A 23,666-nucleotide genomic window follows, 5' to 3' on the forward strand; every position below is an offset into this window, starting at 1 on the left:
AGGATGTTTTATTTTGCTATGTGCCCAAAATAAAAGCAATACAAAGTACCGCATAAAGAGGCAAGGCAATCGAAAGCATGATATACATGGTCCATTCACCAATTGTTAGTGTTCTTTGCCATTTCGTTAATTTTAGCTGTCGACGATATACCATACTGGCAATTAATATGACTAACAAAGCGAGTTCCTTTAAGTTATCGAAAAAGGTAATCATAGTATCAGCTCCTTTAGGCTTTTGCAATATATGAGCCTGCAATTGTCAACATGACTAGCTAAGGTAGCGTCTAGATGTCAACATAAAAAGTGCGTCTCTATATAAAATAGAAACGCACGTCCATTTATTCATCTCGAATGACGATAAAAACACCACTCAATATGAACAGGGAGCCTAGCCAAAAGGACAGTCCTATCGTCTCTCCTAATAAGAGCCAGCCTAAAAATGTGCCGACAATGGGCTGGAAGAAGAAAAATAAGCCGCCACTTGACGCATTCATTAATTGAAGCCCTTTATTCCACAATAAAAAGCCACCCGCTGTAGAAACAATGCCTAAGTAAAGCAAGCCGCCTGAAATCGTTGGCTGCAAAATAGTTGTTAGCGCCAAATCCTTTAATCTTGGCAGGATAAAAGGTGTCAACAAAATCACAGCTACTATAGATGAATAGGTTGTCACGACAATTTGTGAGTAGTGGCTAGGCACTTTTTTTACTAATGCCGACATGAATGCCCACGTTAAAGCAGCGATTAGTAAGTAGAATCCACCTAATTGCTGTGTAATATCGATTTGGGCGTTGCCCACAATGATCCCAACGCCAATGGTCGCGAGGACGATGGACAAGCATTTTTTAATCGTAATGTTTTCCTGTAAAATGAAACGAGCGAAGACAACCATAAAAGCAGGGGTTGTAGCAGTAATCATCGCTCCCATTTGAGCAGTGGAGAGCATTGTCCCCATTTTTTGCGTGACAATCGAAATCGTATTTCCGATGAGACCAACAAGAAAAATAATCAACCAATCTTTTTTAGCGATTGTCCAAGATTGCTTCATCACGATGCCGATAATACCGAGTGCAATCACCGCAATCAAATAACGAATCCAAACAAGCTCCAATGGTGGCACAACCTCCACCACTACTTTAACTACTACATACATGGCGCCCCAAATACTTGCAGCAAGCGATAAAAAGATGGCGCCGATACCTTTATTTCTCATGTTTTTTCCTCCGTTTTCATAGATACCTATGCCCTTAACGGAGAAAAAGCGCTTCTACCGTTAAGGAAGAAGGATTGCTGGTACATCCTGTTCAAATAATGGAGCAAACATCATAATAATCCCACCATCCCCAAGTCATTTTTATTAAGTATAATAGACTATCCATCGTTTTCCTAGGGGAGGTGGATGATAATGGTATTACTTCAATACGCAATGGGAGAGAAGGATTTACCAATAATAAAGGAGGTTTACCAATCTGTTGGATGGAAGAAACATGATGAACAGATTATCAAACAAGTTTTCAATGTAAGTACATATCAAGTATTCACTATGGTGGATGGAAAAACAGTGGGCTTGGCCAGATGGAGTATTTTATGCCGCCATTTACAGTGTGGTTGTACATAAAGCTTATCAAGGCTCATTTACTCCTAGAGGATATGATCGTCCAATGAGGAGAGGTATCCTGTAATCAGTTAATCATTACAACAGAAAATGAACCGTATTTATGTAAAAATGGGCTTTGAAAAATATGAAGCTGGGTATGACCATCTATCAAAATTAGCAACTTGCTCAAGAATATCTGGAGTAAAAGGACGCTTTTTCCCACGAAATTTTTTCAAATTACTGTTCCTCCATTTAAAGAAGTTGTTCTTTTCCTTGCTTTCCATTTATTAAAATAATGGCTTTGGCAATCCATTAAGGTGCGCGATAACGGAGATTTGCCCAATATGGTAAGCTTCATGCGAGTATACATGATGAAACAACCAGTTAAGTGTAGGTACGGAGGGTGGTGTCCAACCATCGGAAAATTTAGGAACTTCAACTAATTGATTGAGTTGCGAATTGTCCAATGTATGTAGAATATTATCCGTATAATTTCTAATTTCAATATAGCTATCTAGTATTTCCTTCGGCGAACAATCATCGTGAAGGTTTAACATACAAGGTTTTTTAAGTCCAATTTCATTCACCCAATAGTCTTCACTACTTGATAAATGCAAAATAACCCATGCTATATTATTTGGATAAAAATCTGACTTTTTAAACCAAAATGCCTCATCAAGTGTGTTTAGGTAAGGTATTAATGTTTTTCTAAGATCATTCCGATATGGAAACAGCAAATCCATCCATCCTTTCATTTATGAATACGTTTATTGTAAAGGGACAAACAAGGGGTAGGAAATGAATACTTTATTTCTCAGGTTGAAGGAGGTCTGGAATAATTAAACGATAGATAGTGTCCAAAAAAATCACCTAGAGAAAGGTGATTAAATCGGATTGACTTTAAGTTCTCTTAGAATCAAAAGAACGCCCATTCCATACACGATAGAGATTGCTAAAGGTACAAGTGTGTAAGCTTGATCGACAAAGAAGCCACCTAAAATCAGAGCAGAAAAACAGACGCCTAAAGTCACAAATAAATAAGCTTTACTTTTATAAATCCATATGTAAGGTAGAAAATGAGCGCCTGCAAGTAAACCAATTGTGAAGGGAAGGAATTCAGGTATGTTCATATACACAATGATAAATACAGGTATGTAAAAAGCTTGAGGAGCGGCAACGATTCCTCCTAACGTCCCTAAAGGGTTACCAGTAGCGTTTAAATTAACACCAAGAATTTTACTAACGAAGAAGCCGATGGGAAAAATAGCTCCTAAGCCAAATATCCAAATTAAACGTACAACTTCTATTGGCAAAACTAAGGGCATTAGGGTGAAAAGTAAAAAAACAACGGCACCAGAAAGTAAAATAGGGAATCCTTTTTTAGCTTCAACGATCATTTCTCTTTGTAAATCTTCCAGCGTTTTATCCATCAACGCACCACCTTTCATGAAATAAATACAACCTATAATATACCAGTAATTATCTATTTTTACCATATATGATTTGACATGGAGTTTTTGAAAGGAGCTATGCTGAAAAAGATTGAACATAAAAAAGCCGATTAGCTCGCCTAATCAGCTTCTATTTTTTAGCTTTTTCTCCGTTTCCATACCGACACTGAAAGCCGCGAATACCATACCAAAGAAAAATATAATTTGAACGAATCTGTCTGCGGTCCAATGCCCTAAAAAATTCATGAAGACAAAGATCATAATGAAAATGGTTGAAACCACTTGTATATAGAAACGTAAATTAACAACCATTTGTACACCTCCAATTTATGTAAATCACATCACACTTTAAGGTTAACATGACTAAGGGGGTAAAACCATTATTATTGAATATTGGAAAGATAATGTTATGTAAAGTTATTTATCTTTTTGAGGTTTTACAAAGAATGAAATGAACATAACAGAAACCCCCATGGCAATAAATAGTACTGCAATAGATTTATTTGAAATAAATCTATTGTATTCTAGGGCACCAGTTAATCTCGCTGATCCGATTGAAAGCGATAAGATGCCTAAAACAAATATGATGAACATGACAAAAAAGCCCATAGAAATGTATATTAGTGCAACAAATTTATTTGGAATAACTGAATCATATTCAAAGAAACCAGATAATCTTCCCACTCCGCTTATAAGCAAAGTAATGCCAAAAATAAATATGATCCATCCAAGTGTAGACATTGTTTTCATTGCATAACAACTCCTGATATATAGGTAATTACCTATATAAGGACAATATAATTGGGTAATATATGAAAATATGGAATGATGCATTTACTGCACAATCTGAGGATTGCAGTAAATAAAAAGGAATTAATAGGACAATTAATTGTTAGGAAATTTGAAAGAAGGTTATAAGCATGAGAGATAGAAGTTCGGTTGTAATAATTGAAAGTAAAATGGTTGCACTTATTAGAAGGGAAAGAGATGGTACCGTTTATTATGTTTTTCCAGGCGGTGGAATGGAGAATAATGAAAAACCTGAAGATACTGCAAGGAGAGAAGCATTAGAAGAATTAGGCGTAATCGTTAGGGTCAAGGATTGTATCGCAGAGGAAAAATTTAATGGCAATCAATATTTTTTCTTATCAGAAATAATTGGGGGTAAATTTGGAACAGGACAAGGTGAAGAATACTCAGACAGCAAAAAAGATAGTGGAACTTATCTACCGATATGGATAGAGATTGAAAAGTTGTTGACAATTGATATTAAACCAAAAGAAGTTGCTTTAAAGATTCAGTCTTTATTTCTATAGAGGTCTCTCTATCTATTCAGGATGGACCAATGATACTATACAATATGCTTTTTCTTTTCATATTTTTTACTATCCCATGCCCAATTTAAAAAAGCATAAACAAGTACTGCCCATAAAGAAAAGATTATTAAGAAAATCCCAATTCCCTTTTTTGAAATAATCCGAAATAGATAAAAGTAAAAAAAGGGTAACGAAGTAAACAATATTTAAGTATTTTCTGAGAAATGTCATTAGAATCACCTTAATATGTATTTTGTGTAAATTATAACATAAAAATGCCTTAGTGATTTGTGGCTTAATTAGTTGTTAGTCAAGAATTCTTTACTGAACACTTTAAGGCGATTATGCAAAAAAGAGATTTAAAATCAAAAAAAGAGCTGTCCAAAAGAACAGCTAATTATTTGGCAGCTTTAAAAAGAGTTTTTCCCTTATTGTAGAGAAATCTTTCCCAGTTAGCTAACAACCCATTGCCATTCTCGCCATTTTCTATTGCTAACGAATGATTTTTATGGAAATCTTTTACTCGTTTATGATGTTCTTTTTGCCATGGGTGCAAAGGTTGATGTTTCATTTTTTAGCCTCCTTTTCGTTACTTAAGTATATGATGGAGTCAGATAAATTAACAGTAAGCTAGATCATCTAGTTAAACAGAAAAAATTAGTTTAATAAGGGGATGGAAATGATGGAATTTGAAGAATTATATACTATAGCAAAAGGTGCTTTAAATCCAAAACAAATTTCAAAAAACCTTATGCAGGTTCTGTTGCTGCTGCCATTTTATGCGAAAATGGTAAGGTATAAAGGGGTGTGTTTCGATATGCCTTGCTCTATGGGATTTTGTGCAGAACACGAAGCGATAGCAGCGATGATTACGGATGGTGAATGTAAAATAAAAGGAATCATTGCAGTTTACAAGGATGGAACAATCATACCATCGTGCGGAAGATGTAGAGAGTTTATTTGTCAAATTCATGATGATGACTATCAATGCGAAGTAATGATAGGAGAGAATAAGATCTTGACGATAGGTGATTTACTTCCTATTCGTTGGGCATGAGGATGTTGATACAAAGGAATGCATTGCAAAGAGCTGAAAGTGTGAATGGATTAGAAAAACTACCTTTATATTGAATATGCCGATTTTCAATATAAAGGTAGGATAAAAACATTTAATATTTTACTTTAGTCATAAAAGGAGTTTCAGTCCTACTATTCATTTTTTTGAATAGCAAGATAGCAAGGAATAAAGCCATGCTTACAATGCCAAAACCTACCGAATTCAAGTTTAGGACAGAGGTATGGCCGATGACAAATCCACCTAATGCAGACCCTAGCGCAAAACCGAATTGGATAAAGGAGGTATTTATGCTTAGGGCTATGTCTGGATTTCGAGGTACTAGCGTGACAAGAAGGAGCTGCTGGGCTGGGGAAATACTCCATGTTGCTACCATAAAAATCATTAAAACTAAGATCAATACAAAGAGATTGATACCAGCTAATGCAAATAAGAGGAGCGTTGTTGCTTGTAGCAGCAAGCCAAAATAAATGGTGAAATGCGAACCCTTTGCATCAGCCAATTGCCCACCCATTCTTGATCCAAGGAAGCTACAGATTCCAGCCAGAAATAGAATGCCGCTAATTTCGGTTATAGAAAGAGTGGATGTGACTTGCAAGAAAGGCGTTATATAAGTAAATAGGGTAGCGTAGCCACCTACATAAAATAAAGTAATAGCCAGTGCAGTTAGAATTTTTGAATCTTTTAAAATGGAAAGCTGCGACCGGAGGGTAACGGCTTCTTCTTCCTTGATTACTGGAACTTTTTTATAGAGGATAAGCAATGGAAGAATGGTTAATAAACCGATCAACATAAATAAAACTCTCCATCCAAACATTTCGCTAAAAAATGTGCCAATTGGAACACCCAGCACAAGCGAACTGCTTAGGCCCATCAAAATTATGCCGATAGCACGGCCTCTTCGTTCTTTTTCAACTAGTCGAGTAGCTACTGCCATGGCTACCACTGTAGCGATTCCTCCGCTAACTCCTTGAATAATTCGTATCCATAGTGCGAATTCAAACGTAGAGCTTATAAACATTAGCCCGTTGCTAACAATAAACACACTAACGGTAGCCATAAGCAACTTTTTGCGATCCATATTTATGGTGAGCGCAATGAGAATTGGAGCGAAAATGGCTGCGGCTAGGGCAAATAATGTCACTAATAACCCAGCTTCTGAAATTGTTACTCCAAAGTCTACTGCAATCATTTCAATAACGCCTGTAATAATGTACTCAACGGTTCCGATTAGAAAAACAACAAGCGATAGAACATAGATAATTAGATTATTTTTCAACTCAATTCACTCTTCTTTCAGCTATCTATTTGTAATAGGTATTTGTATTTCCATTAATTGGACGTTTTGTGTTGTAGATAATGGTAAATATATTTCTCTACCTGGTTCGTTTTCCTTGATCTGATAGTTATTTTTCACAATCCAGTTAGCTAAATCAACACAGGCCGTACAGGCAAAGTTAGAATCCGAACGAAAGGTCATTGTGGCCATCATCGGCTCTGGAGGAAGCGTCCGTAGTTGAAATGTATCAGGGAATGATGGAAGCTCCTTGGTTAAAAAATAACCGACTTCAAATTCAAACTCATCTTCTTTTTCCTCTATTTCTTTCCATAAAACGACCTGGGGACTTTGAGCCAAATGGCGCATTTCCTTTTTTAATAATTGATTAAATGTACGAAACAGGTCTGGAATATCTTCTTCTCTCCCACGTGCTTTCAATGAAAGGAACTGCTGAACACCTTCTGCCTTGATTCGGATTTCTTGATCTGATTCCACTTGTCCCTCTCGTTCTAAAAGCTGCATACGCTCTTCAATCCGTGCGAGCTTGGCTTGTTCCGTATCGATAATCAGTTGGATTTCACTTTTTTTCAGCTTAAACATCCCTTGAATATCCTTCAACGAAATATCATCGTGGAGCAAACGTATAATCTGTGGCAAGGTGAACCCCAATTCCTTATAGAGAAAGATTCGATTGAGCTCAAGTAACTGGTCTGCTGAATAGTATCGGTAGCCAGTGTCATCGTCCACCTTTCTCGGCTTTAAAAGGCCAATCTGATCATAATAGCGCAATGTTTTTAAGGATACTTTGCTTAGTCTAGAAAATTCACTGATTTTAAACACAATATCATCTCCAATCTAATAACTTAATGTAAGTATACAGTTTCCTGTGCAGGGGAAAGTCAAGTGTGCAAAAGGAACTTTTTAAACAACTTTAAGGAGCCTTACTTCAATAAAATGTAGTAAGGCTCTGTCCCTGTAAGCCGATTTTGCGAAAAGTCCAGTTTTCCTAAAGAACCTTCAACCCTTAGTAGCACATTCGCATCATTTTGAATCAATGTAAATCAATCAAACTACATTTTAAAAATCTTAAGTAATAGTGATTTCACAAGGAGACCATAATTTTTAACATAGGCTATCAAACGATGGTTTGGGGGGCTATATTTCATTCAAATAACGAAGCAAACTACTTTAGCGAAGAAAAATATTTAATACAAATTGACTGAACATGATATGATAAAATGGTTATTAATTCCATTGAGTGATTTTAATTTATATGGAGGGTATTTATGCATGATTTTTATTTAATAAAAAAGACTGAAACACAAGATGAAGAGTTTTTTGAATATTTTTGGAGAGACATAGAGCAATACAAAGATTTAATTGTTGCATACATTGGACTTGAAGACAACATCGTTGATTATATTTTTGATTCGCTTACATGGATTCCATGCAGGAACCCAAGCTTGCCTGGAATGCCTCAACACATAGGCTTTAATAACATTGGTGTCACCCTATTTGATGAACATTCGGCAACTTCCCTTATTTCGATTTTCACTGCTTGGTGTGATTTATTAAAAAATGGTCCAGAAGAAATCCTCAAAATGATTTATTACCATGATTACTCTGAGGATGAATTACTGCGTTTCGATAGAGACTATGCGATAGCCAAATTTGAAAAAATGAGTTCTATATCTAAACAACTGTCTGAGGGCAATTATTATATCTATCACATGGGGATATGAAAATCAAAAACTAATTTTTCTTTGAGCAGAAAGCGATGAGCGTTTATCCTGATTAACAATCATAAAGCAATAATCGTACCACACACGGCTTTGGGGATTTCGGAAGGTGATGTTGTTAATGGAAAACAAAGAAATAATACTTAAAATCTTAAATGAACTCAAAAATGGCAATATACCTGTTCATACAGATTACAATTTTAATATAGACATGTGGGCAGATCTTATTGAGTATATGCATGATAGAGCATATATTGCTGATGTTACAATTTATTGGTTTGACGATGATGATACATATAACGATGAAAGAGTTTACTCTGTCGATCTATCTAAAGTCATAATGACAACTTTTGGAGAAAGATTTTTAACAGAAGAAATGAATTAATTATGTCATATCCTTTTATATACAGCTTTGGTTAGTAAATCAAAATGAAGAGACTAATGGTTTAAAGCCATTACAGTAACAAGTCCGCAGATGATATACTGGTATTCGTCGTATAAGATAGGGAGTAAAACTATGAATGAATTTAATAAAGCGTTAACATATGTAAATGAATTACTTTATGAACCTCATCATTTGACTATAAAAAACATCCAAGAGGAAACTCAAAATGCTGATTACGGGGCTGGGATTTTTCAGTTGGATTCGAAATCTGTTAGATTTAGAGTCGCAAAAATAACGCCTACCAAGGTAGGACAGTTTGTTTCCTTTTGGGAAAAGGATGCTGCTAATAAAAACCAAGCATTTTCATATGAGAACGCCACTGATTTACTGGTAATAAACACTTTTCATACTAATGGTGATTTTGGCCAATTTGTATTTCCAAAAGAAGTTCTTTTACAACAAAACATCCTTAAAACGGCTAATACAAAGGGGAAAATGGCTATTAGAGTTTACCCAAGTTGGGATACGCCCACCAGCAAACAGGCAATCGCAACTAAAAAGTGGCAATCACCGTATTTTGTTAAAGTGGACGCTACTACTCGTTTATCAATCCATGAGCTATTAAAATTATACGCCCTCTAAAATTAGATATTTTTAACTGTGTCATTCATTTCGAGGGGAAATGTTGTCGCTTCTTCTATAATCAGACGTCATCCTGTAGCATGGATAAATGTAGGTGTAGGATCATCGAATATTAAAAACTTATCAGCGCTCTACTTAGGAGGAATCTTACTGAAGATGAATGAACAAAGCATAAAAAATAAAAAGGCGTGGGAATATCGAGCATATGAATTTTGGCATAAAAGTAACGGCACTCCAAAGGATTTGGCTATTCATATATTAGAAAACCCTAGCGCATGTCTGAAAAAGCACAAACAATACTTTGAACATATTGAAGGAAAGAAGATTGCCAATATTTGCGGTTCAAATGGCAGAAAAGCAGTACCATTAGCATTATTAGGTGCTGAAGTAACCGTATTTGATATTTCAACAGAAAACCAAAAATATGCCTTGGAATTAGCAGAGCATGCAAATACCTCTATTCATTATATTGTCACTGATATTGATGAAATTGACTTAACAAAGTATCGATGTCATTTTGATATGATCTATTTGGAAGGTGGCATATTGCACTATTTTAATGATATTGATAAATTTATGTTGATTCTGTTTTCTTTACTAAAAGATGGTGGGGAAATGATTCTCAGTGATTTTCATCCTTTAAGAAGATGTATAGTTAAAGGGCCTAACGCTGAATGCCAATATCAAATCCAACAAGGTTATTTTGACCAAGAATTACAAAATGGAGACGTAGCGTATAAGCATTTCTTTGATGAGCATGAACAACAGGACTTTCCTGATGTATCTATACGATTTTATACACTTAGTGAGATAATAAATGCTGTCATCACATCGGGTTTCAAATTAAAGAAATTTGATGAGCATCGTGGTTGGAAAAATGAAAATATCCCATGGGAATTTACGATTTTAGCTTTTAAATAAAGACAATCGAAGGAGAAGTAACCACGACGGTCCTGCACCCCTAAAGTTAGAGTCAAAAATCTAAACTTTAGGGGTGTTTTTATATGGCGAAATACAGCGAAGAATTCAAAATACATGTGGTTAATGAATACATGAAAGGCCCTTTAGGTTATAAATTATTAGCGAAAAAACATGACATACCAAATCATTCGCAAATAAAGCGGTGGGTACGTGCCTTCAAAGAATTTGGAGAAGTTGGATTACGTAGAAAAGTAACAAAAAAGGCTTATTCTGTTCAATTCAAGCTCGATGTATTACACTTTATGAAACAAACAGGTGCTTCTTATCAAGATACAGCGATTGAATTTAACATGAATAATCCAGGCTTAATAGCGAACTGGAACAGTAAATTTTTGAAGGAAGGTATAGAAGGCCTGCAAGAAAAAGCGAAGGGACGGCCACCTATGTCTACTAATCCTAAAAATAAACCTGTCAAACAACCAAACACATTGTCTCGTGAAGAACAGCTAGAACGTGAAAATGAGCTTCTCCGATTAGAGATTGCGTACTTAAAAAAGTTAGACGCTTTCGAGGCGAATCCGGATGCCTTCCTCGAAAAGCACAAGCAGCGTTGGCATTCGAACTCAAAGAAGAAGGGTTCCGATTGAAAGATGTATTGAAAATCATTGAGATCCCAGAAGCAACGTATCATTACCATATTCAACAGTTAAAAAATGAAGATCCCAATCAAGAATGGAAAACGTTGATTTCAGCGCTATTTGAGAAGCATGAAGGTAGATATGGTTATCGCCGAATCCATGCAGAATTAAAAGCGCAAGGATACGTCATCAATCACAAAAAAGTACAGCGAATCATGAAGGAATTGGACTTAAAGTGTGTAAAATTCGTTCGTAAATCTCGTTATAAATCGTACAAGGGCAAGGTGGGTAAAGTCGCAAATAATCGATTAAACCGCCGTTTCAATACGCCAAACACTTTACAAAAACTGGTGACAGACGTAACAGAATTCAAGTGTACAGAAGATGAAAAACTTTATTTAAGTCCAATTATGGATCTCTATAATGGCGAAATTATTGGGTTTAGTATGTCTAAACGCCCAACATTGGATTTCGTATTAGAATCGCTACATCAAGTTCTACCAATTATTCAGAACCAAGCTACATATCGTGCAACAATTCATTCGGATCAAGGCTGGCATTATCAACATAATTCATGGGTGAAAACATTACGGCAAAACAAGGTTTTCCAAAGCATGTCTCGCAAAGCGACATGTGCAGACAATGCGGCGATGGAAAACTTCTTTGGCATACTCAAACAAGAGATGTATTACGGTGAAGTATTAATCCCGTTTGAAGAATTGAAGGAAAAAATCGAATGATATATCGACTACTATAACAATGAACGTATTAAACAAAAATTGGCTGGCATGAGTCCAGTAAAATACGAGGCCACTGAAAAACTTCATCTGGTTCCACTTAGCGAGGTATTCGACGATTGAATCGTCGAATACCTCGCCTTTTTAATTTATAATTGAGTGACTAAATGCAGGTGGTGTTCCCAATGATTTCAAACCAAGAGACTTTCAACTTAAGTCCATATATGGCCATTTACGATATTGTCGTGCCAAAAGATAATATGCTTCGTCAAATTAACGAACTAGTGGATTTCTCATTCATTTTAGAAGAATTGAAAACAAAATATTGTTTAGACAATGGAAGAAATGCGATTCCTCCGATTCGAATGTTTAAGTACTTATTGTTAAAAGCCATTTTTAATGTATCTGATGTAGACCTTGTCGAACGTTCAAAATATGACATGTCTTTCAAGTATTTTTTAGGTATGGCGCCAGAAGATGACGTGATTGATTCAAGTTCACTCACAAAATTCCGAAGACTGCGTCTTCAAAATGTAAGTTTATTAGATATGCTCATTGGAAAAACAGTTGAAATCGCACTCGAAAAGAACATTATCAAAAGTAAAACAATCATTGTGGACGCAACACATACCAAAGCACGTTATAACCAAAAATCACCGAAAGAATTTTTACAAGAAAAATCAAAATATACCCGCAAAGCAGTGTATCAATTTGATAAATCCATGAAAGAAAAATTTCCAAAGAAGAATACTTCTAACGAAGTAAAAGATGAATTAACTTACTGTGAAAGATTGATTGCCATTATTGAAAATAAACCACAAATCGCTCATCTACCAGCTGTAAAGGAAAAATTGAACGTGTTAAAAGAAGCTGTAGAAGATACGCAAGAACATCTAAATTATTCAACAGACACCGATGCACGAGTAGGACATAAAACAGCAGACAGTTCTTTCTTTGGTTATAAAACACATTTAGCAATTAGTGATGAACGTATAATTACAGCAGCAGTCGTTACAACAGGTGAAAAATCAGATGGACATTATCTACAAGAACTGATTGAAAAAAGTAAAGTAACAGGAATGGAAGTTGAAACAGTCATCGCTGACACAGCTTATTCAGGGAAAAACAATTTACTTTATACAAAAGAACAAAGCATTCAACTGATTTCTAAGTTAAATCCAATGATTACTCAAAATGGGCGAGGAAACGGAAAAGGATTTGACTTTAATAAAGATGCAGGTTTATTTGTATGTCCAGCAGGACATTTAGCAAATAGAAAAAGTAAAAAACCAGATTCACACCCAGGAGCAAGTGCAAGAATGGTTTATTTTTTTGACATTGAAAAATGTAAGGTCTGTCCACTCCGAGAAGGGTGTTTTAAAGAAGGTGCAAAAACTAAGACCTATTCTGTTGCCATTAAATCAGAAGAACATTTAGACCAACAAGCTTTTCAAGAAACAGAAGAATTTAAACGCTTAGCTCGAGAACGTTATAAAATCGAAGCAAAAAATAGTGAGTTAAAAAATAAACACGGGTACGATCAAGCATCGGCTGCGGGTTCATTTGGCATGCAAATTCAGGGAGCAACGACGATATTCGCTGTCAATCTAAAAAGAATCTTAAAGCTTCTGAATGGAAAAGGGTAATAAATAGGTGAAAAAGATAGGGCGTTTCCTGTTCAAAATTGAACAAGAAGCGCCCTATCTTTTTCTAAAACGAATTTATTTATAAAAAACGCAAGTTTTTCAGTGGCCTCGTAAAATACCGAACTCTAGCCAGCCAATTAGCTGCATAATAAAAACTCTAACTTTAAGGGGTCACTACCGACAGCAGAAGGCTTAGCAGTCGGTTTCTTTCCGATTGGTCGCCTAATTAATAAGGATAGCAGGTGAATTGAATGAATGAATACTTTAGAGGATGGCCCTCAAATAGCAGGAAAGAATGCCAAAAGTGCAGGATAAAACTAAAAAAGTAGCGGATAGAACTGAAAAAGTAGCGGATAGAACTGAAAAAGTAACGGATAGAACGCTCAAAGTGAGGGATAGCCCTCAAATAGGAGGAAAGAATTCTAAAAGTGCAGGATAGAACTGAAAAAGTAGCGGATAGAACGCTCAAAGTGAGGGATAGCCCTCAAATAGAAGGAAAGAATTCTAAAAGTGCAGGATAGAACTAAAGAAGTAGTGGATAGAACGCTTAAAGTGAGGGATAGCCCTCAAATAGAAGGAAAGAAATCTAAAAGTGCAGGATAGAACTGAAAAAGTAGCGGATAGAACGCTCAAAGTGAAGGATAGCCCTCAAATAGGAGGATAGAATTCTAAAAGTGCAAGATAAGACTAAAAAAGTAGCGGATAGAACGCTCAAAGTGAAGGATAGCCCTTAAATAGGAGGAAAGAATTCTAAAAGTGCAGGATAAAACTAAAGAAGTAGCGGATAGAACGCTCAAAGTGGAGGATAGCCCTCAAATAGGAGGAAAGAATTCTAAAAGTGAGGGATAGAACTGGAAAAGTAGCGGATAGAACGCTCAAAGTGAGGGATAGCCCTCAAATAGAAGGAAAGAATTCTAAAAGTGCAGGATAAAACTAAAGAAGTAACGGATAGAACGCTCAAAGTGAGGGATAGCCTTCAAAATAGAAGGATAGAATTCTAAAAGTGCAGGATAGAACTGAAAAAATAGTGAGCGCTATCCATGAATAAGGATAAGCGCTCCATTTTTTTCCTGAACTTTTAAGCATTTAAACTAGTATTTAACCTTCAAGCCTAGTAATGAAGCAAAACCTATCGCTTGTTCAGAAGATACTTCACAGCCATTTAAACTTTCAGGAGTTACTTGCAGTCTTTTAAATTTACATGTACTGATGTCTATCCCTTTTAAGGAAGTTTGAGAAAAATCAACATCATTTAAATCACTTTCATGAAACGCTACTTTATTTAGTAAACAATCATAATAATTTGCACCCTGTAGGGAGGTGTTATCAAATAATACTTGTTTGAAACGCACTTCAGGGAAATTGCATAAGTTTGCAATACAATTTTCAAATGAAACATTGCCAAGATTAGCTTCAGTAAAATTCAGCCCTAATAATTTACAGTTTTTAAAAGCCACTCTATGAATGATGCCTTCACTTAAGTTTGAGTTAGACAAATCACAGTTTTCAAAAATGACATCCGTTAGATCAATTTTTTTAAAGGTACAATTGATGAATGTGACATTTTTAAACATAACTTTAGATACAATGAATCGTTCAACTTCTTCGTGATCAATGACCGTATCAGCAATCATGCCATTTGTTAAATACGGTTCTTCATCATAAAAAATATCCTGAAAATTTGCCTTTTTAAGATTAGTAGGTATTTTTGGTGATGTAATTTGGAAACTGAATGACATATCAGCACACCCTTCAAATGTAAAATAAAAAGATTTTCCTATTTAGTATAAATGTAAATCTAAAATAAAAACACCGTCTATACAACGGAGCTTTTTGTCACCAACTTACTAAAAACAGAAGCTAGCACCTGTTGAAAGAGCATACCGAACACAACAGGCATAGCGACTTTACCTGGAAAGTATGTTGTGGCAACAATAACCCCGACAGCTATATTTCTCATACCGCCCGTAAAGACAAAGGTCGCCATTTGAGGAGCGTCTTTTAAAAGCGTCCGACCAATTAGATAAGCAAAAGCATAGCCTGACACAGCAAGCAAGAACACTAAAAGTATGACGAAAAATAGTTGTAAGTTTATATTTTTTAAATAGGTTGAGATTGCACTACTGTTAATCATGATGACCGCAAATAAACATAGCTTTGAAAAAGGAGCCAGCTTCTTGCCATACTTTTTAGGTATTTCGCCCTTGGAAAGCTCATTCACCAATATGCCTAAAATCGTAGGTAACACAATCATCAGCAATAAATTCACAATCAGTGAGGCTACATCCAATTCAATTTTTTCACCCGACACGATATAGAGTATGAAGGGAAGAATGAATGGAGCGAGTAATGTATCAATTAAAATAATCGATAAGCCTAACGGTAAATTGCCTCTACAAATATTAATCCAAATCACACTGGTTACACCTGTTGGGAGGGCGACAGCTAAGACAAAGCCAACCGTCAACAAATGGTCATCGAAAATAACGGTGGATAAAAAATAAGCCCATAAAGGCATCAAGAGATGAAGAAAAATGATGGAGAATAAAATGAGTGCAGGATGCTTGGTAAAAATCTTTACATCTTTAAATTTCATGGATAAGCTTCCTGAGAATGTCATGAATGCAAATAGCCATGACACAAGGAATAATAAATGATGTCCAACACTTTCTAAGAACACACCTACAATTAAACTTAATGGTGTCAGGAGCGCTATGTATTTTTGGAGAAATCTATTTAATTTTTCTAACATACAAAGACCTTCTTTTTTTATCTGATTTTATCACATTATTATAATAGTAATCATGGAATAGTAGGAGTATTTGTAGCAAAAAAAGCAGAAGGTTCACTTCTGCTTGATGAAAGTTTACTTGAAGGGGGATAAGACCTGCTAAGTATTTTCATGTTTTTATCCGTTTCTTTAGTAAATGGAATCCATACAATGTCTACGCTAAATAAAATATTACCTGTCCATCTTATCCATAGATAGTAGGGATGCTCTTTTAAAAAGGACAATGATCATCATCCCAATACCAATCATCCATTTTAAATAAATGGATAAAGAAAACAAGTGTGACGGATGTGAAAAAATAATTAGTAAAAGCGACCCCATCCATGAAGTATTGGTTAGCCATCATGGTGGAGAGACTCCTTGCTGGAAGTGTTCCTAAATAGAAATAAACTTTAGTTTCCTTTAAATCTCGTAATTGTGTAATATATGTAAATAATAACATATTGGTAATGGGCATGGTGAAGAGTTTACTGGCAAAAACAAGCAGAGAGGAACTTATCTATTAATAAAGATTGCTCAGTTGCTGCTATTTGATAGTAAACCAAAAGGAGTTGTGTTAAAGGTTTAATTTAAATCAACGTAGAGTTTCGTTGAATGAAAGAAATCGGGGTGGAGTTGTGAGCGGGATAGATAAACGAAATAGGCTAAACGAAGAGCCATTTACTTATCAAATCACAAAAAAAGGGACTATTGTTATTTATTATGAAGGTAAACAAATTAAAATCGTGAAGGAGAACGAGGCTGAGCATCTTCTAGCAAAAATTCATAAAGTGGAGGGTCAAACAAAGGAAATCCAGTTATTGTTAGCTAAAATGACGGGTAATTTTAAGCGTGGTAACGAAAAATCGGGGAAAAATAAAAGAACATTTTGAATGGGGAGAATAACTTTTTAATATAAGAATTATGCAAATCTAGTATGAACATGCTATATCTAGTTGTCCTTTTTAAGGCAGAAGGTATAGGAGTTAATTCGAAGTTATTGAATGCACATAGTTCGACTCGCCATTTGAATCCAATTCCTTGACCTTGCTAATATAATATTCATAATAAAAAACATATTGATAGGATTGATTAATGGGAAGAGGAGAGGTAAATGAGGTTATGGCATGTAGATTTAATCGAATATCTACCGAAAGGGCAGCTACTTTCACAGTGGAGAGAGCTAAATAGCATATTCGCTAAAGAAGACCAGCATATTTTGATTAATTATGTCTACGAATACCCTAAAGAGGACCTGTATGTGTATAGCGAAAAAGTCATGGAGGAAATGAAGAAGCGCGGTTATCAAATTAGAACATATGAAAAAATGAATCGTTACTTTGATGGCTTGGGACCAGTAAAGGATAGGAAACCGTTTCAACAGCATCATGATAAGGAATATCTTGAAATTTGTTTTTATAATTTAAAAGAGAAATATATTCGTGGTCAGAAGGATTATGCAGAGGAACTATATCAGCAATTATGCATGTATGTAAATAACGTGCTTTAACTAGGAGGAACACTCATGTTGAGAGCAATTATTTTTGATGTAGACGGAACGATTTTGGATACTGAGCAAGCGATTTTACAGTCATTGCAAAAAACGTTACGGGAAGAAACACAAAAAGAGTATTCATTTGAGGCACTGCGATTTGCTTTAGGCATCCCAGGGAAAGATGCATTACAGAGGCTCGAAGTCGACAACATAGAGGCTGTACATCAGAAATGGTCTGCGGCAGTTCTTGATTTTTCACACGAGGTGGCCGTCTTTGAAAATCTAGAGGCAGTCATCCAGCAGTTAGCAAGGACATCGCTACAAATGGGCATTGTGACTTCTAAAACAGCTCAAGAGGTTGCAAATGAGTTTGATCCGTTTAGGCTAAGTGGTTATTTCCAACATATTGTTAGTGCCAGTGATACGGAAAAGCACAAACCACATCCAGAGCCCCTTTTAAAATGTCTGGACACATTGCAGGTAGCACCAGAAGATGCTATCTATATTGGCGACTCTATCTATGATTTTCAATGTGCCAAGCAAGCCGGAGCCAAATTTGCCCTTGCCCTCTGGGGAGCCAAAACCACTACTGGATTTAAGAATGCAGATTACGTGCTACAGGAGCCAAAGGATATTTTGACACTCATTAGCTAAGAAAAAACACCCGAACTATGACAAAACACTTAAGGTATGGAGTGTTTTGTCATAATTCGGGATTTTCATTGCTTACAATTCTTTTGTTCCCGTCCCTTCGATTGCTTATGTAAAAATTGGAGAAACCTTTCTTGCGCTTGCTTATTCTTCATCATTCGCTTGACCCGAACATTACTTTGAAGGTATTTTCTGACATGGCGATTCGCAAAAAATAGGCTGCGGTATTGATCATGATGGTAAATGTCGTGAAACCAATCGCAGTGCTGTAGCCTTGCTATATTTTGATCAATTTTTCTTGTATGTAAAGTTGGTTGACCGACATAGGTATTTGATAAGAAATTGATAATAAATTCTAACATAAATCCACATCCCATAATGACGAATAAATTTTATCGTAATGGATGTCGTTGAAGTGTGCAATAGCAAAAAAATAGAAGGGACACTCGATAGAAGTGCCCCTTAGTAACAAATCGGGAGGTGCCATGTTAAACGAATTCGCTTAACACTACTATTTATATGATAAGATTACTTGGTTTTATAGACCATCATCCTGAGTAAGCTAAAATTTACACTTCGTATCGAAGAATGGCTGTTATCCATTCTTTTACTAAACGTTCCCGCTGTAGCAGTGAGCTATCTAAAGGAAGAGAAAGACTTTGCAACTCTTTGGGGAGCAAGTGTATTTTGTGACGAATCATTTCATTGTCAGGTGATTCTGTATCGATAAATAAAAGATAGCGTCCGATTAAATCTTCCTTGTACATAGATGGAAAATCAAGAGCTTTTAATACACGTGTAGAAAATTCTACACCATTTAGGTTCACTTCAAAATGTCCCCGCACATTAAATTCACAGCGAATATGTGTACCAGGCAATCGATGTAGCGCTTGGACAAAAGCAGCTAATGTGTTTTCACTGATGAAATAGGTTTCAAAATAGTATTGATTCTCTGTATGAAGATTTGAATTAGCATCATATGTATCATATCTTATTTCTAGTGTGTCTTCTGCTGCGTCAGGTTTTTCCGTAGTGAGGTAATGCCGAACAATTTTTTTAATGGTGTGATGATCTAAGTCACATCCATAGCTGAGAATAGTTACTTGTCTACGTTGTGCTTTGGCGAATAACCACATTTCCAAATGTGCATCACTATTTAAATCCCAGCCATAGCGTGGGTTGTAATGGATATATTTACTTTTGTTCATTGCGTCCTCCTTTTTGCCTTGTCTAATAATAGTATAAATAATTTTGTCTAATTTTCCTTATTTTTCTTTTGAAACTTTTGGATTTTAAGTCTCGTATAAACTGGAAAATACTTTTTTAGGAGGTAAACATGGCACAATCCTTCTATGTACTTTGCTATTAACAGCCTGTACAGCGGAAACCGTTCAACCTAAAGATCAAATACAAGAAAAAACGATGAAAATATTGTGGTGACAAAGGATGGCAAAATAACTTTTGAGATTAAGAATGATATCAACGTTCCAAAAGAAAAAGTAGTTATCTTAAAAGATGAAATCCTTACGGCGTATGATAACATTCAGCAATCCATACATACTTCCTATGTGCCATCTGACAAGATAACTATTTGACGGTCAATCATGGGGCGTAGCATCAAAAATCGAGTTAACTGGCGTTAAAGAAGATATATATCCACTTGTCCATGAAATGACACATTCTTTACTTGGTTATGGCAATAATTTTGGATCTGACCATGGCTATTTTACGCAAGAGGGTTTTGCGAGTTATATGGAGGATCAATATGGAAAAAATAAATTATATTTGAAAAATACATGAAGCATTATATGGATTCAGACAAGTTAATTCCTATTAGTAAGTTAATTGATCCAAATCAAGATGATGCCTATTTTCGCCCAAAACTTTCAAATATAAAAGAGAATCAAATCCTTATGGAGCTGAGCTACACACATGCGGCTTCATTTACAAAATATTTAATTGATACCTACGGACTAGAAAAGTTTGAACAGATCTACAATGAGAAAGATTTAGCAAAAAAAGTAGAGGAAGTTTACGGAAAGAATAGCGGTGAGTTAGAAAAGGAGTGGTTAGCATTTATTCAAAATCAAAAAGGATTTACTCATGAGGAAAAATTTAAGTCGGGAAATTTTTATGATATGAATACAACTCTTATTCAATTAGATCTAAAATATTTTGAGAAAGAATAATTTTTTCTAAATCATCAAGCATACCCAAGTGCTCTTTATTTTGAGTTCTTGGGTTTTCTTTTGTATGAATGTGGATGAAATTGTCTATGTAATAAATGAACGCCCTGTAAAATGGACAGGACACCAATGATTCTTAATAATATATTTTTGAGCCATACCGTATCGTCAACCGTAATGGCAATCAACATAGGACCAACCATAATCAATGCGATTCCTAGTAATGCTTTTATTACTCTCAACATGTAGGGTTCACCTCAATTTGCCATTTCAGTTAGGTGGGATATTGTTACAAAGCTAATTCTTCTTCATTATCGCACGTCTGTCTGAAATATAAAAGGGTCACTAGGCTGGTAAAGCGACCCTTATATAATGGTTAAAATGACTTTACACGGCTTTAGCAGCGTGTAAAAGGGTGTTCTAGGTGCTAGTTGGGATGATTAATACATGAAAGAAGCGCCAACGATAACTAATAAAATGAATAACACGACGATTAATACGAATGTTGATCCGTAATAGCCGCCACCGCCAGAGTCGCCGCCATAATAGCAGCTGTTGTTGATATTACCTACGTTTCCACTGTATCCCACTGAAAATCCCCCCTTTCTACAACATATAATATGTATCGATGCAGAAAGGGGAAATGGTATTTACCCTATGATTGCTTTTTTTCTTTTGATTCGCGAGAGATTCATATGCCAATATAAAACATAAATAGAGGAAAAAACCTTTGTTTGTCGAATGACTAATCATTGAAAGAGGGAGAATATGCAACGAAAAAAGTTAACACAACGAATCATCTGGCTGTATCATTTATTTGAAAGAGCTAGTAAATGCCCGTCGAATTTATGATGGAGAAATACTGGAGGTCATTATGCTGGTCATTACAAATGGCCCTGAAAGCTTAACAGCTCCACAATGGGATGTCTTATTAGAAAAAACTTTATTACCCGATTATTATGCAGAGTGTGAACGATGTAAGGAACCCATACTTTGGGCCGATATGTACCGAGCAATTTTTATAACAAAAGACCATTGTTGCTCTTTTTGTAGCTTTCTAGAAAATAAAGAAGATGTAAGGCTATTAGAATAGAAGGGAAGGTATAACAATAATGAAATGGTTCATGACGATAGCTGAATGGTTATTCTTTTTTTGTGTGCTGATTTGTCTATTGATTTTCAACATGATTCACTTTGGTAACCTTCTCTATGTGGATATGCCGTGGGAAGAGCCGATGACTGTGACATCCTCCTTTACTCAGACATCACTGTTGATCATAGGGATCGGTGTTGTTTGTTTCTTGTATATGAGATATTTAAGAGGCGACAACGTTTATAAAAGGACGAAAGCGGCAATCTGGGGAGGTTTATTTGCTTGTAATGCGTTGGGAGGTGGTTTTTTTATGTTTATACGACATGGACTGCCATTTAATCAGCTCGAAACTATGGAACTTTTATTATCGACTTTGATTAGTTTCATTCTAACCTTTCAGGCTGTTATGAAATATTACGCGTGTAATATGACCGAAAACTGATTGTGTAAAAAGTGAAAGAAAGTGATTAATGGTATTGAAATCGGCTACTGTTTAATTAACACCTCTGTTCTTCTTAAACTTATGGAGCAGAATACTTGAACTAGCAAGTAGCTTTGAAACGTATGTGGTAGTAAGAAACGATAAACCAAGATATAAATGAAGGGAATAGGAATGGATTTAATCATTGGAATAGCTATTGTACTAATTGTATTTTTCTCTTCAAGCATAATTGAAAAAAGGTTAAAATCGATTGAAAAACAAAACAATCGTGTAATAGAAATACTAGAAGAAATAAGAGATAGAAAATAAATTGATATTCCACTAATGGGGTGCGTTAGTTAAAGTATCATGAGGTTGCCATAGGTAATGCTAATTTCTTTTTCAAACAACGCAACCGTTTTAAGGAGGAAGTGAATGACAATATCTATTCACGATGGTGTGATAGTTGGATACTCAGTAAATTTTCTAGAAAATGAATTGCTAGTACATATCGAAACAATGGCAGATGAAATTGTAACTGTTACATTCGGGAATTATTTAGCGCATGATTTCGACCATGTAATGGCGGGTAGTATTTTATTCGATATTAATGAAATAGATTTGCAGTCTTTTTTTGTAAAGAACAGAGAAACATTGGAATCACATAAATTATACGCTTGGCCGATTGGTTACGAAGATACGAATGAACTTGAACAATACTTACAAAAAAATAATTATAAATGCTATGTTATTAGTGCGTCACTAGGATTATCAGGTTATGTATTCGCTAAAACGCAGAAAACCAAAAGAAATTAAGTTGCGTGAGAAAAGCTAGAGCTTGTGAAGTATTCTGCTTAAACGGATGCTATTGTTAAAGAAAAAACTTTGATACAGTTTTACATATATACTTTTAGTAAGTCACATTCTACTGAGGATGTGGCCTTTTTTGAAGTCGACAAACTATGAAGTAATAAAATGCTAGATGTGTTTTCTTCCCTTTTTACTGTTGCAGTAAGGAGTTGAATCTTGTTGATAATAATAAGTGTGCTTATTATCATTGATAAGTGCACTTGCTAATTTGATGTATGGATTATGACTAAGGCAACACCAGAGTCAAATTGAGCGTTATATAGTAATAAAAAGGCGGGTTTGTACAGTTTTGTAAGAAGGTATTTTTTCATTAAAAGGATATTGGTTAATAAATTATTCGCCAAAGACTAAGTTAAATGACCCAAAGGACAGTACGGATTTTTTATTATGGCAAGTGATACATTACAAAAGAACTCAACAAGGGCGGTTTGACATATGCACAGTTATACTATTAGCTACATGTGATTACCTCCACACGCACGGAGAGCTCATAAATTAAAAAACATGCTGAATTCACAAAGTTAAACATCATGATGATTTCAGATATTGCTAGGACGCTTGAAACTAAAGGCTTTAAACGTAGAAATAAGAATCCTTTAGATAAGCGTGAAATCTTACTTTCACCCACTGAGGAAGGAGCGAGTCTCATTAAACACCAAAGTTGATGACTAAAATTATTGGATGAAGCGTTGCTCACGGTGATGGCAAATGGTTGAGGCATTACATACAATTTTGACACCTTTCAGGAAGCATGTT

31 protein-coding genes and 1 pseudogene are annotated in these 23,666 nt (G+C 35.4%); 17 read left to right on the top strand and 15 right to left on the bottom strand.

Annotation, left to right across the window (positions count from 1 at the left end):
- Positions 1-16: 16 nt before the first annotated feature.
- Complete coding sequence (locus tag MKY46_RS10105; RefSeq protein WP_230593826.1) at positions 17-214, bottom strand: hypothetical protein; 198 nt, start codon at positions 212-214, stop codon at positions 17-19.
- Positions 215-338: 124 nt separating this feature from the next.
- Complete coding sequence (locus MKY46_RS10110; RefSeq protein ID WP_340834091.1) at positions 339-1,211, bottom strand: DMT family transporter; 873 nt, start codon at positions 1,209-1,211, stop codon at positions 339-341.
- Between the two features lie 192 nt (positions 1,212-1,403).
- On the opposite strand from MKY46_RS10110, the gene MKY46_RS10115 reads away from it, so the two are divergent.
- Entirely contained in the window at positions 1,404-1,616 is a 213-nt protein-coding gene (locus tag MKY46_RS10115) for a hypothetical protein (RefSeq protein ID WP_271913191.1), read from the top strand.
- A 266-nt stretch (positions 1,617-1,882) separates the two neighbouring features.
- Here MKY46_RS10115 and MKY46_RS10120 read toward each other — a convergent pair whose 3' ends face one another.
- The 3 genes from MKY46_RS10120 to MKY46_RS10130 form a co-directional block, all read right to left on the bottom strand.
- Positions 1,883-2,338 carry a DinB family protein gene (locus tag MKY46_RS10120; protein ID WP_271913193.1) on the bottom strand — a complete coding sequence of 152 codons (456 nt, stop codon included), beginning with the start codon at positions 2,336-2,338 and terminating at the stop codon, positions 1,883-1,885.
- A gap of 141 nt (positions 2,339-2,479) precedes the next feature.
- On the bottom strand, positions 2,480-3,043 hold the full coding sequence (locus tag MKY46_RS10125) for a DUF7010 family protein (RefSeq protein WP_340834092.1): 564 nt from the start codon (positions 3,041-3,043) through the stop codon (positions 2,480-2,482).
- A 420-nt stretch (positions 3,044-3,463) separates the two neighbouring features.
- Positions 3,464-3,796, bottom strand: coding sequence for a hypothetical protein (locus tag MKY46_RS10130; protein ID WP_340834093.1), 333 nt, complete (start codon positions 3,794-3,796; stop codon positions 3,464-3,466).
- Between the two features lie 170 nt (positions 3,797-3,966).
- Between MKY46_RS10130 and MKY46_RS10135 the strand changes: the two genes are divergently transcribed.
- On the top strand, positions 3,967-4,362 hold the full coding sequence (locus MKY46_RS10135; RefSeq protein WP_340834094.1) for an NUDIX hydrolase: 396 nt from the start codon (positions 3,967-3,969) through the stop codon (positions 4,360-4,362).
- 397 nt (positions 4,363-4,759) lie between these two features.
- On the opposite strand, the gene MKY46_RS10140 is transcribed toward MKY46_RS10135, so the two are convergent.
- The gene (locus tag MKY46_RS10140; RefSeq protein WP_340834095.1) at positions 4,760-4,933 is read right to left on the bottom strand and encodes a hypothetical protein; all 174 of its coding nucleotides are present in this window, start codon (positions 4,931-4,933) and stop codon (positions 4,760-4,762) included.
- A 111-nt stretch (positions 4,934-5,044) separates the two neighbouring features.
- Here MKY46_RS10140 and MKY46_RS10145 point away from each other — a divergent pair, with 111 nt between their 5' ends.
- The gene (locus tag MKY46_RS10145) at positions 5,045-5,419 is read left to right on the top strand and encodes a cytidine deaminase (protein WP_340810986.1); all 375 of its coding nucleotides are present in this window, start codon (positions 5,045-5,047) and stop codon (positions 5,417-5,419) included.
- Positions 5,420-5,531: 112 nt separating this feature from the next.
- Here the strand turns inward: MKY46_RS10145 and MKY46_RS10150 are convergent, their stop codons facing one another.
- The gene (locus MKY46_RS10150; RefSeq protein ID WP_340834096.1) at positions 5,532-6,716 is read right to left on the bottom strand and encodes an MFS transporter; all 1,185 of its coding nucleotides are present in this window, start codon (positions 6,714-6,716) and stop codon (positions 5,532-5,534) included.
- Positions 6,717-6,737: 21 nt separating this feature from the next.
- Positions 6,738-7,556, bottom strand: a complete 819-nt coding sequence (locus MKY46_RS10155; RefSeq protein WP_340834097.1) for a MerR family transcriptional regulator — start codon at positions 7,554-7,556, stop codon at positions 6,738-6,740.
- 446 nt (positions 7,557-8,002) lie between these two features.
- Between MKY46_RS10155 and MKY46_RS10160 the strand changes: the two genes are divergently transcribed.
- The 7 genes and pseudogenes from MKY46_RS10160 to MKY46_RS10190 all read left to right on the top strand — a co-directional run bounded on the left by MKY46_RS10160 (position 8,003) and on the right by MKY46_RS10190 (position 13,424).
- Positions 8,003-8,458 (top strand): hypothetical protein, encoded by a 456-nt coding sequence (locus MKY46_RS10160; protein ID WP_271913207.1) that lies wholly within the window; start codon positions 8,003-8,005, stop codon positions 8,456-8,458.
- 118 nt (positions 8,459-8,576) lie between these two features.
- A complete protein-coding gene (locus MKY46_RS10165; RefSeq protein ID WP_271913208.1) occupies positions 8,577-8,840 on the top strand; it encodes a hypothetical protein in 264 nt (87 codons plus the stop codon).
- Positions 8,841-8,972: 132 nt separating this feature from the next.
- A complete protein-coding gene (locus MKY46_RS10170; RefSeq protein WP_340834098.1) occupies positions 8,973-9,482 on the top strand; it encodes a MepB family protein in 510 nt (169 codons plus the stop codon).
- Between the two features lie 156 nt (positions 9,483-9,638).
- A complete protein-coding gene (locus tag MKY46_RS10175; protein WP_271913211.1) occupies positions 9,639-10,403 on the top strand; it encodes a class I SAM-dependent methyltransferase in 765 nt (254 codons plus the stop codon).
- A gap of 83 nt (positions 10,404-10,486) precedes the next feature.
- A complete protein-coding gene (locus tag MKY46_RS10180; protein WP_340834099.1) occupies positions 10,487-11,050 on the top strand; it encodes a helix-turn-helix domain-containing protein in 564 nt (187 codons plus the stop codon).
- Positions 10,936-11,901: pseudogene (locus MKY46_RS10185) on the top strand (IS3 family transposase). Before MKY46_RS10180 ends, MKY46_RS10185 begins: the two are co-directional and overlap by 115 nt.
- A 62-nt stretch (positions 11,902-11,963) precedes the next feature.
- Entirely contained in the window at positions 11,964-13,424 is a 1,461-nt protein-coding gene (locus MKY46_RS10190) for an IS1182 family transposase (protein ID WP_340833939.1), read from the top strand.
- A gap of 1,091 nt (positions 13,425-14,515) precedes the next feature.
- Here the strand turns inward: MKY46_RS10190 and MKY46_RS10195 are convergent.
- The 3 genes from MKY46_RS10195 to MKY46_RS10205 all read right to left on the bottom strand — a co-directional run bounded on the left by MKY46_RS10195 (position 14,516) and on the right by MKY46_RS10205 (position 16,561).
- Positions 14,516-15,163: a pentapeptide repeat-containing protein gene (locus tag MKY46_RS10195; RefSeq protein ID WP_340834101.1), complete on the bottom strand. Its 648-nt coding sequence runs from the start codon at positions 15,161-15,163 to the stop codon at positions 14,516-14,518.
- Positions 15,164-15,240: 77 nt separating this feature from the next.
- Complete coding sequence (locus MKY46_RS10200) at positions 15,241-16,176, bottom strand: bile acid:sodium symporter family protein (RefSeq protein ID WP_340810993.1); 936 nt, start codon at positions 16,174-16,176, stop codon at positions 15,241-15,243.
- 250 nt (positions 16,177-16,426) lie between these two features.
- A complete protein-coding gene (locus MKY46_RS10205; protein WP_268987983.1) occupies positions 16,427-16,561 on the bottom strand; it encodes a hypothetical protein in 135 nt (44 codons plus the stop codon).
- A gap of 271 nt (positions 16,562-16,832) precedes the next feature.
- Between MKY46_RS10205 and MKY46_RS10210 the strand changes: the two genes are divergently transcribed.
- The 3 genes from MKY46_RS10210 to MKY46_RS10220 all read left to right on the top strand — a co-directional run bounded on the left by MKY46_RS10210 (position 16,833) and on the right by MKY46_RS10220 (position 18,343).
- Positions 16,833-17,087 carry a hypothetical protein gene (locus tag MKY46_RS10210; RefSeq protein ID WP_036122669.1) on the top strand — a complete coding sequence of 85 codons (255 nt, stop codon included), beginning with the start codon at positions 16,833-16,835 and terminating at the stop codon, positions 17,085-17,087.
- Positions 17,088-17,308: 221 nt separating this feature from the next.
- Positions 17,309-17,704, top strand: coding sequence for a pyrimidine dimer DNA glycosylase/endonuclease V (locus MKY46_RS10215; protein ID WP_036122666.1), 396 nt, complete (start codon positions 17,309-17,311; stop codon positions 17,702-17,704).
- Positions 17,705-17,719: 15 nt separating this feature from the next.
- Positions 17,720-18,343: an HAD family hydrolase gene (locus MKY46_RS10220; RefSeq protein ID WP_036122663.1), complete on the top strand. Its 624-nt coding sequence runs from the start codon at positions 17,720-17,722 to the stop codon at positions 18,341-18,343.
- 65 nt (positions 18,344-18,408) lie between these two features.
- On the opposite strand, the gene MKY46_RS10225 is transcribed toward MKY46_RS10220, so the two are convergent.
- The gene (locus tag MKY46_RS10225) at positions 18,409-18,702 is read right to left on the bottom strand and encodes a hypothetical protein (RefSeq protein ID WP_036122660.1); all 294 of its coding nucleotides are present in this window, start codon (positions 18,700-18,702) and stop codon (positions 18,409-18,411) included.
- Positions 18,703-18,909: 207 nt separating this feature from the next.
- Positions 18,910-19,548, bottom strand: a complete 639-nt coding sequence (locus tag MKY46_RS10230; protein WP_340834103.1) for a hypothetical protein — start codon at positions 19,546-19,548, stop codon at positions 18,910-18,912.
- A 600-nt stretch (positions 19,549-20,148) separates the two neighbouring features.
- On the opposite strand from MKY46_RS10230, the gene MKY46_RS10235 reads away from it, so the two are divergent.
- Positions 20,149-20,529 carry a hypothetical protein gene (locus MKY46_RS10235; RefSeq protein ID WP_230593824.1) on the top strand — a complete coding sequence of 127 codons (381 nt, stop codon included), beginning with the start codon at positions 20,149-20,151 and terminating at the stop codon, positions 20,527-20,529.
- A gap of 35 nt (positions 20,530-20,564) precedes the next feature.
- Here MKY46_RS10235 and MKY46_RS10240 read toward each other — a convergent pair whose 3' ends face one another.
- The gene (locus tag MKY46_RS10240; protein ID WP_036122653.1) at positions 20,565-20,771 is read right to left on the bottom strand and encodes a hypothetical protein; all 207 of its coding nucleotides are present in this window, start codon (positions 20,769-20,771) and stop codon (positions 20,565-20,567) included.
- Between the two features lie 195 nt (positions 20,772-20,966).
- A complete protein-coding gene (locus MKY46_RS10245) occupies positions 20,967-21,116 on the bottom strand; it encodes a YjcZ family sporulation protein (RefSeq protein WP_082673667.1) in 150 nt (49 codons plus the stop codon).
- Between the two features lie 227 nt (positions 21,117-21,343).
- Here MKY46_RS10245 and MKY46_RS10250 point away from each other — a divergent pair, with 227 nt between their 5' ends.
- The 3 genes from MKY46_RS10250 (at position 21,344) to MKY46_RS10260 (ending at position 22,856) form a co-directional block, all read left to right on the top strand.
- Positions 21,344-21,619, top strand: a complete 276-nt coding sequence (locus tag MKY46_RS10250) for a hypothetical protein (protein WP_230593823.1) — start codon at positions 21,344-21,346, stop codon at positions 21,617-21,619.
- Positions 21,620-22,232: 613 nt separating this feature from the next.
- Positions 22,233-22,370: a hypothetical protein gene (locus MKY46_RS10255; RefSeq protein ID WP_010861357.1), complete on the top strand. Its 138-nt coding sequence runs from the start codon at positions 22,233-22,235 to the stop codon at positions 22,368-22,370.
- 105 nt (positions 22,371-22,475) lie between these two features.
- Positions 22,476-22,856: a hypothetical protein gene (locus MKY46_RS10260; protein WP_036122641.1), complete on the top strand. Its 381-nt coding sequence runs from the start codon at positions 22,476-22,478 to the stop codon at positions 22,854-22,856.
- Positions 22,857-23,666 lie beyond the last annotated feature (810 nt).

The sequence above is a fragment of the Lysinibacillus sp. FSL M8-0355 genome, from assembly GCF_038008985.1.
Classification (GTDB): domain Bacteria; phylum Bacillota; class Bacilli; order Bacillales_A; family Planococcaceae; genus Lysinibacillus; species Lysinibacillus fusiformis_D.

Bases quoted from the DNA above. Each gene is read 5' to 3' on its own strand.
- MKY46_RS10180 (WP_340834099.1), top strand. From the start codon at position 10,487: ATGGCGAAATACAGCGAAGAATTCAAAATACATGTGGTTAATGAATAC.
- MKY46_RS10235 (WP_230593824.1), top strand. From the start codon at position 20,149: ATGGATTCAGACAAGTTAATTCCTATTAGTAAGTTAATTGATCCAAAT.
- MKY46_RS10110 (WP_340834091.1), bottom strand. From the start codon at position 1,211: ATGAGAAATAAAGGTATCGGCGCCATCTTTTTATCGCTTGCTGCAAGT.
- MKY46_RS10120 (WP_271913193.1), bottom strand. From the start codon at position 2,338: ATGGATTTGCTGTTTCCATATCGGAATGATCTTAGAAAAACATTAATA.
- MKY46_RS10145 (WP_340810986.1), top strand. From the start codon at position 5,045: ATGGAATTTGAAGAATTATATACTATAGCAAAAGGTGCTTTAAATCCA.
- MKY46_RS10205 (WP_268987983.1), bottom strand. From the start codon at position 16,561: ATGATGGCTAACCAATACTTCATGGATGGGGTCGCTTTTACTAATTAT.
- MKY46_RS10160 (WP_271913207.1), top strand. From the start codon at position 8,003: ATGCATGATTTTTATTTAATAAAAAAGACTGAAACACAAGATGAAGAG.
- MKY46_RS10220 (WP_036122663.1), top strand. From the start codon at position 17,720: ATGTTGAGAGCAATTATTTTTGATGTAGACGGAACGATTTTGGATACT.
- MKY46_RS10165 (WP_271913208.1), top strand. From the start codon at position 8,577: ATGGAAAACAAAGAAATAATACTTAAAATCTTAAATGAACTCAAAAAT.
- MKY46_RS10195 (WP_340834101.1), bottom strand. From the start codon at position 15,163: ATGTCATTCAGTTTCCAAATTACATCACCAAAAATACCTACTAATCTT.
- MKY46_RS10225 (WP_036122660.1), bottom strand. From the start codon at position 18,702: ATGTTAGAATTTATTATCAATTTCTTATCAAATACCTATGTCGGTCAA.
- MKY46_RS10260 (WP_036122641.1), top strand. From the start codon at position 22,476: ATGACAATATCTATTCACGATGGTGTGATAGTTGGATACTCAGTAAAT.
- MKY46_RS10175 (WP_271913211.1), top strand. From the start codon at position 9,639: ATGAATGAACAAAGCATAAAAAATAAAAAGGCGTGGGAATATCGAGCA.
- MKY46_RS10130 (WP_340834093.1), bottom strand. From the start codon at position 3,796: ATGAAAACAATGTCTACACTTGGATGGATCATATTTATTTTTGGCATT.
- MKY46_RS10230 (WP_340834103.1), bottom strand. From the start codon at position 19,548: ATGAACAAAAGTAAATATATCCATTACAACCCACGCTATGGCTGGGAT.
- MKY46_RS10125 (WP_340834092.1), bottom strand. From the start codon at position 3,043: ATGAAAGGTGGTGCGTTGATGGATAAAACGCTGGAAGATTTACAAAGA.
- MKY46_RS10215 (WP_036122666.1), top strand. From the start codon at position 17,309: ATGAGGTTATGGCATGTAGATTTAATCGAATATCTACCGAAAGGGCAG.
- MKY46_RS10255 (WP_010861357.1), top strand. From the start codon at position 22,233: ATGGATTTAATCATTGGAATAGCTATTGTACTAATTGTATTTTTCTCT.
- MKY46_RS10140 (WP_340834095.1), bottom strand. From the start codon at position 4,933: ATGAAACATCAACCTTTGCACCCATGGCAAAAAGAACATCATAAACGA.
- MKY46_RS10115 (WP_271913191.1), top strand. From the start codon at position 1,404: ATGGTATTACTTCAATACGCAATGGGAGAGAAGGATTTACCAATAATA.
- MKY46_RS10200 (WP_340810993.1), bottom strand. From the start codon at position 16,176: ATGTTAGAAAAATTAAATAGATTTCTCCAAAAATACATAGCGCTCCTG.
- MKY46_RS10240 (WP_036122653.1), bottom strand. From the start codon at position 20,771: ATGTTGAGAGTAATAAAAGCATTACTAGGAATCGCATTGATTATGGTT.
- MKY46_RS10135 (WP_340834094.1), top strand. From the start codon at position 3,967: ATGAGAGATAGAAGTTCGGTTGTAATAATTGAAAGTAAAATGGTTGCA.
- MKY46_RS10170 (WP_340834098.1), top strand. From the start codon at position 8,973: ATGAATGAATTTAATAAAGCGTTAACATATGTAAATGAATTACTTTAT.
- MKY46_RS10105 (WP_230593826.1), bottom strand. From the start codon at position 214: ATGATTACCTTTTTCGATAACTTAAAGGAACTCGCTTTGTTAGTCATA.
- MKY46_RS10190 (WP_340833939.1), top strand. From the start codon at position 11,964: ATGATTTCAAACCAAGAGACTTTCAACTTAAGTCCATATATGGCCATT.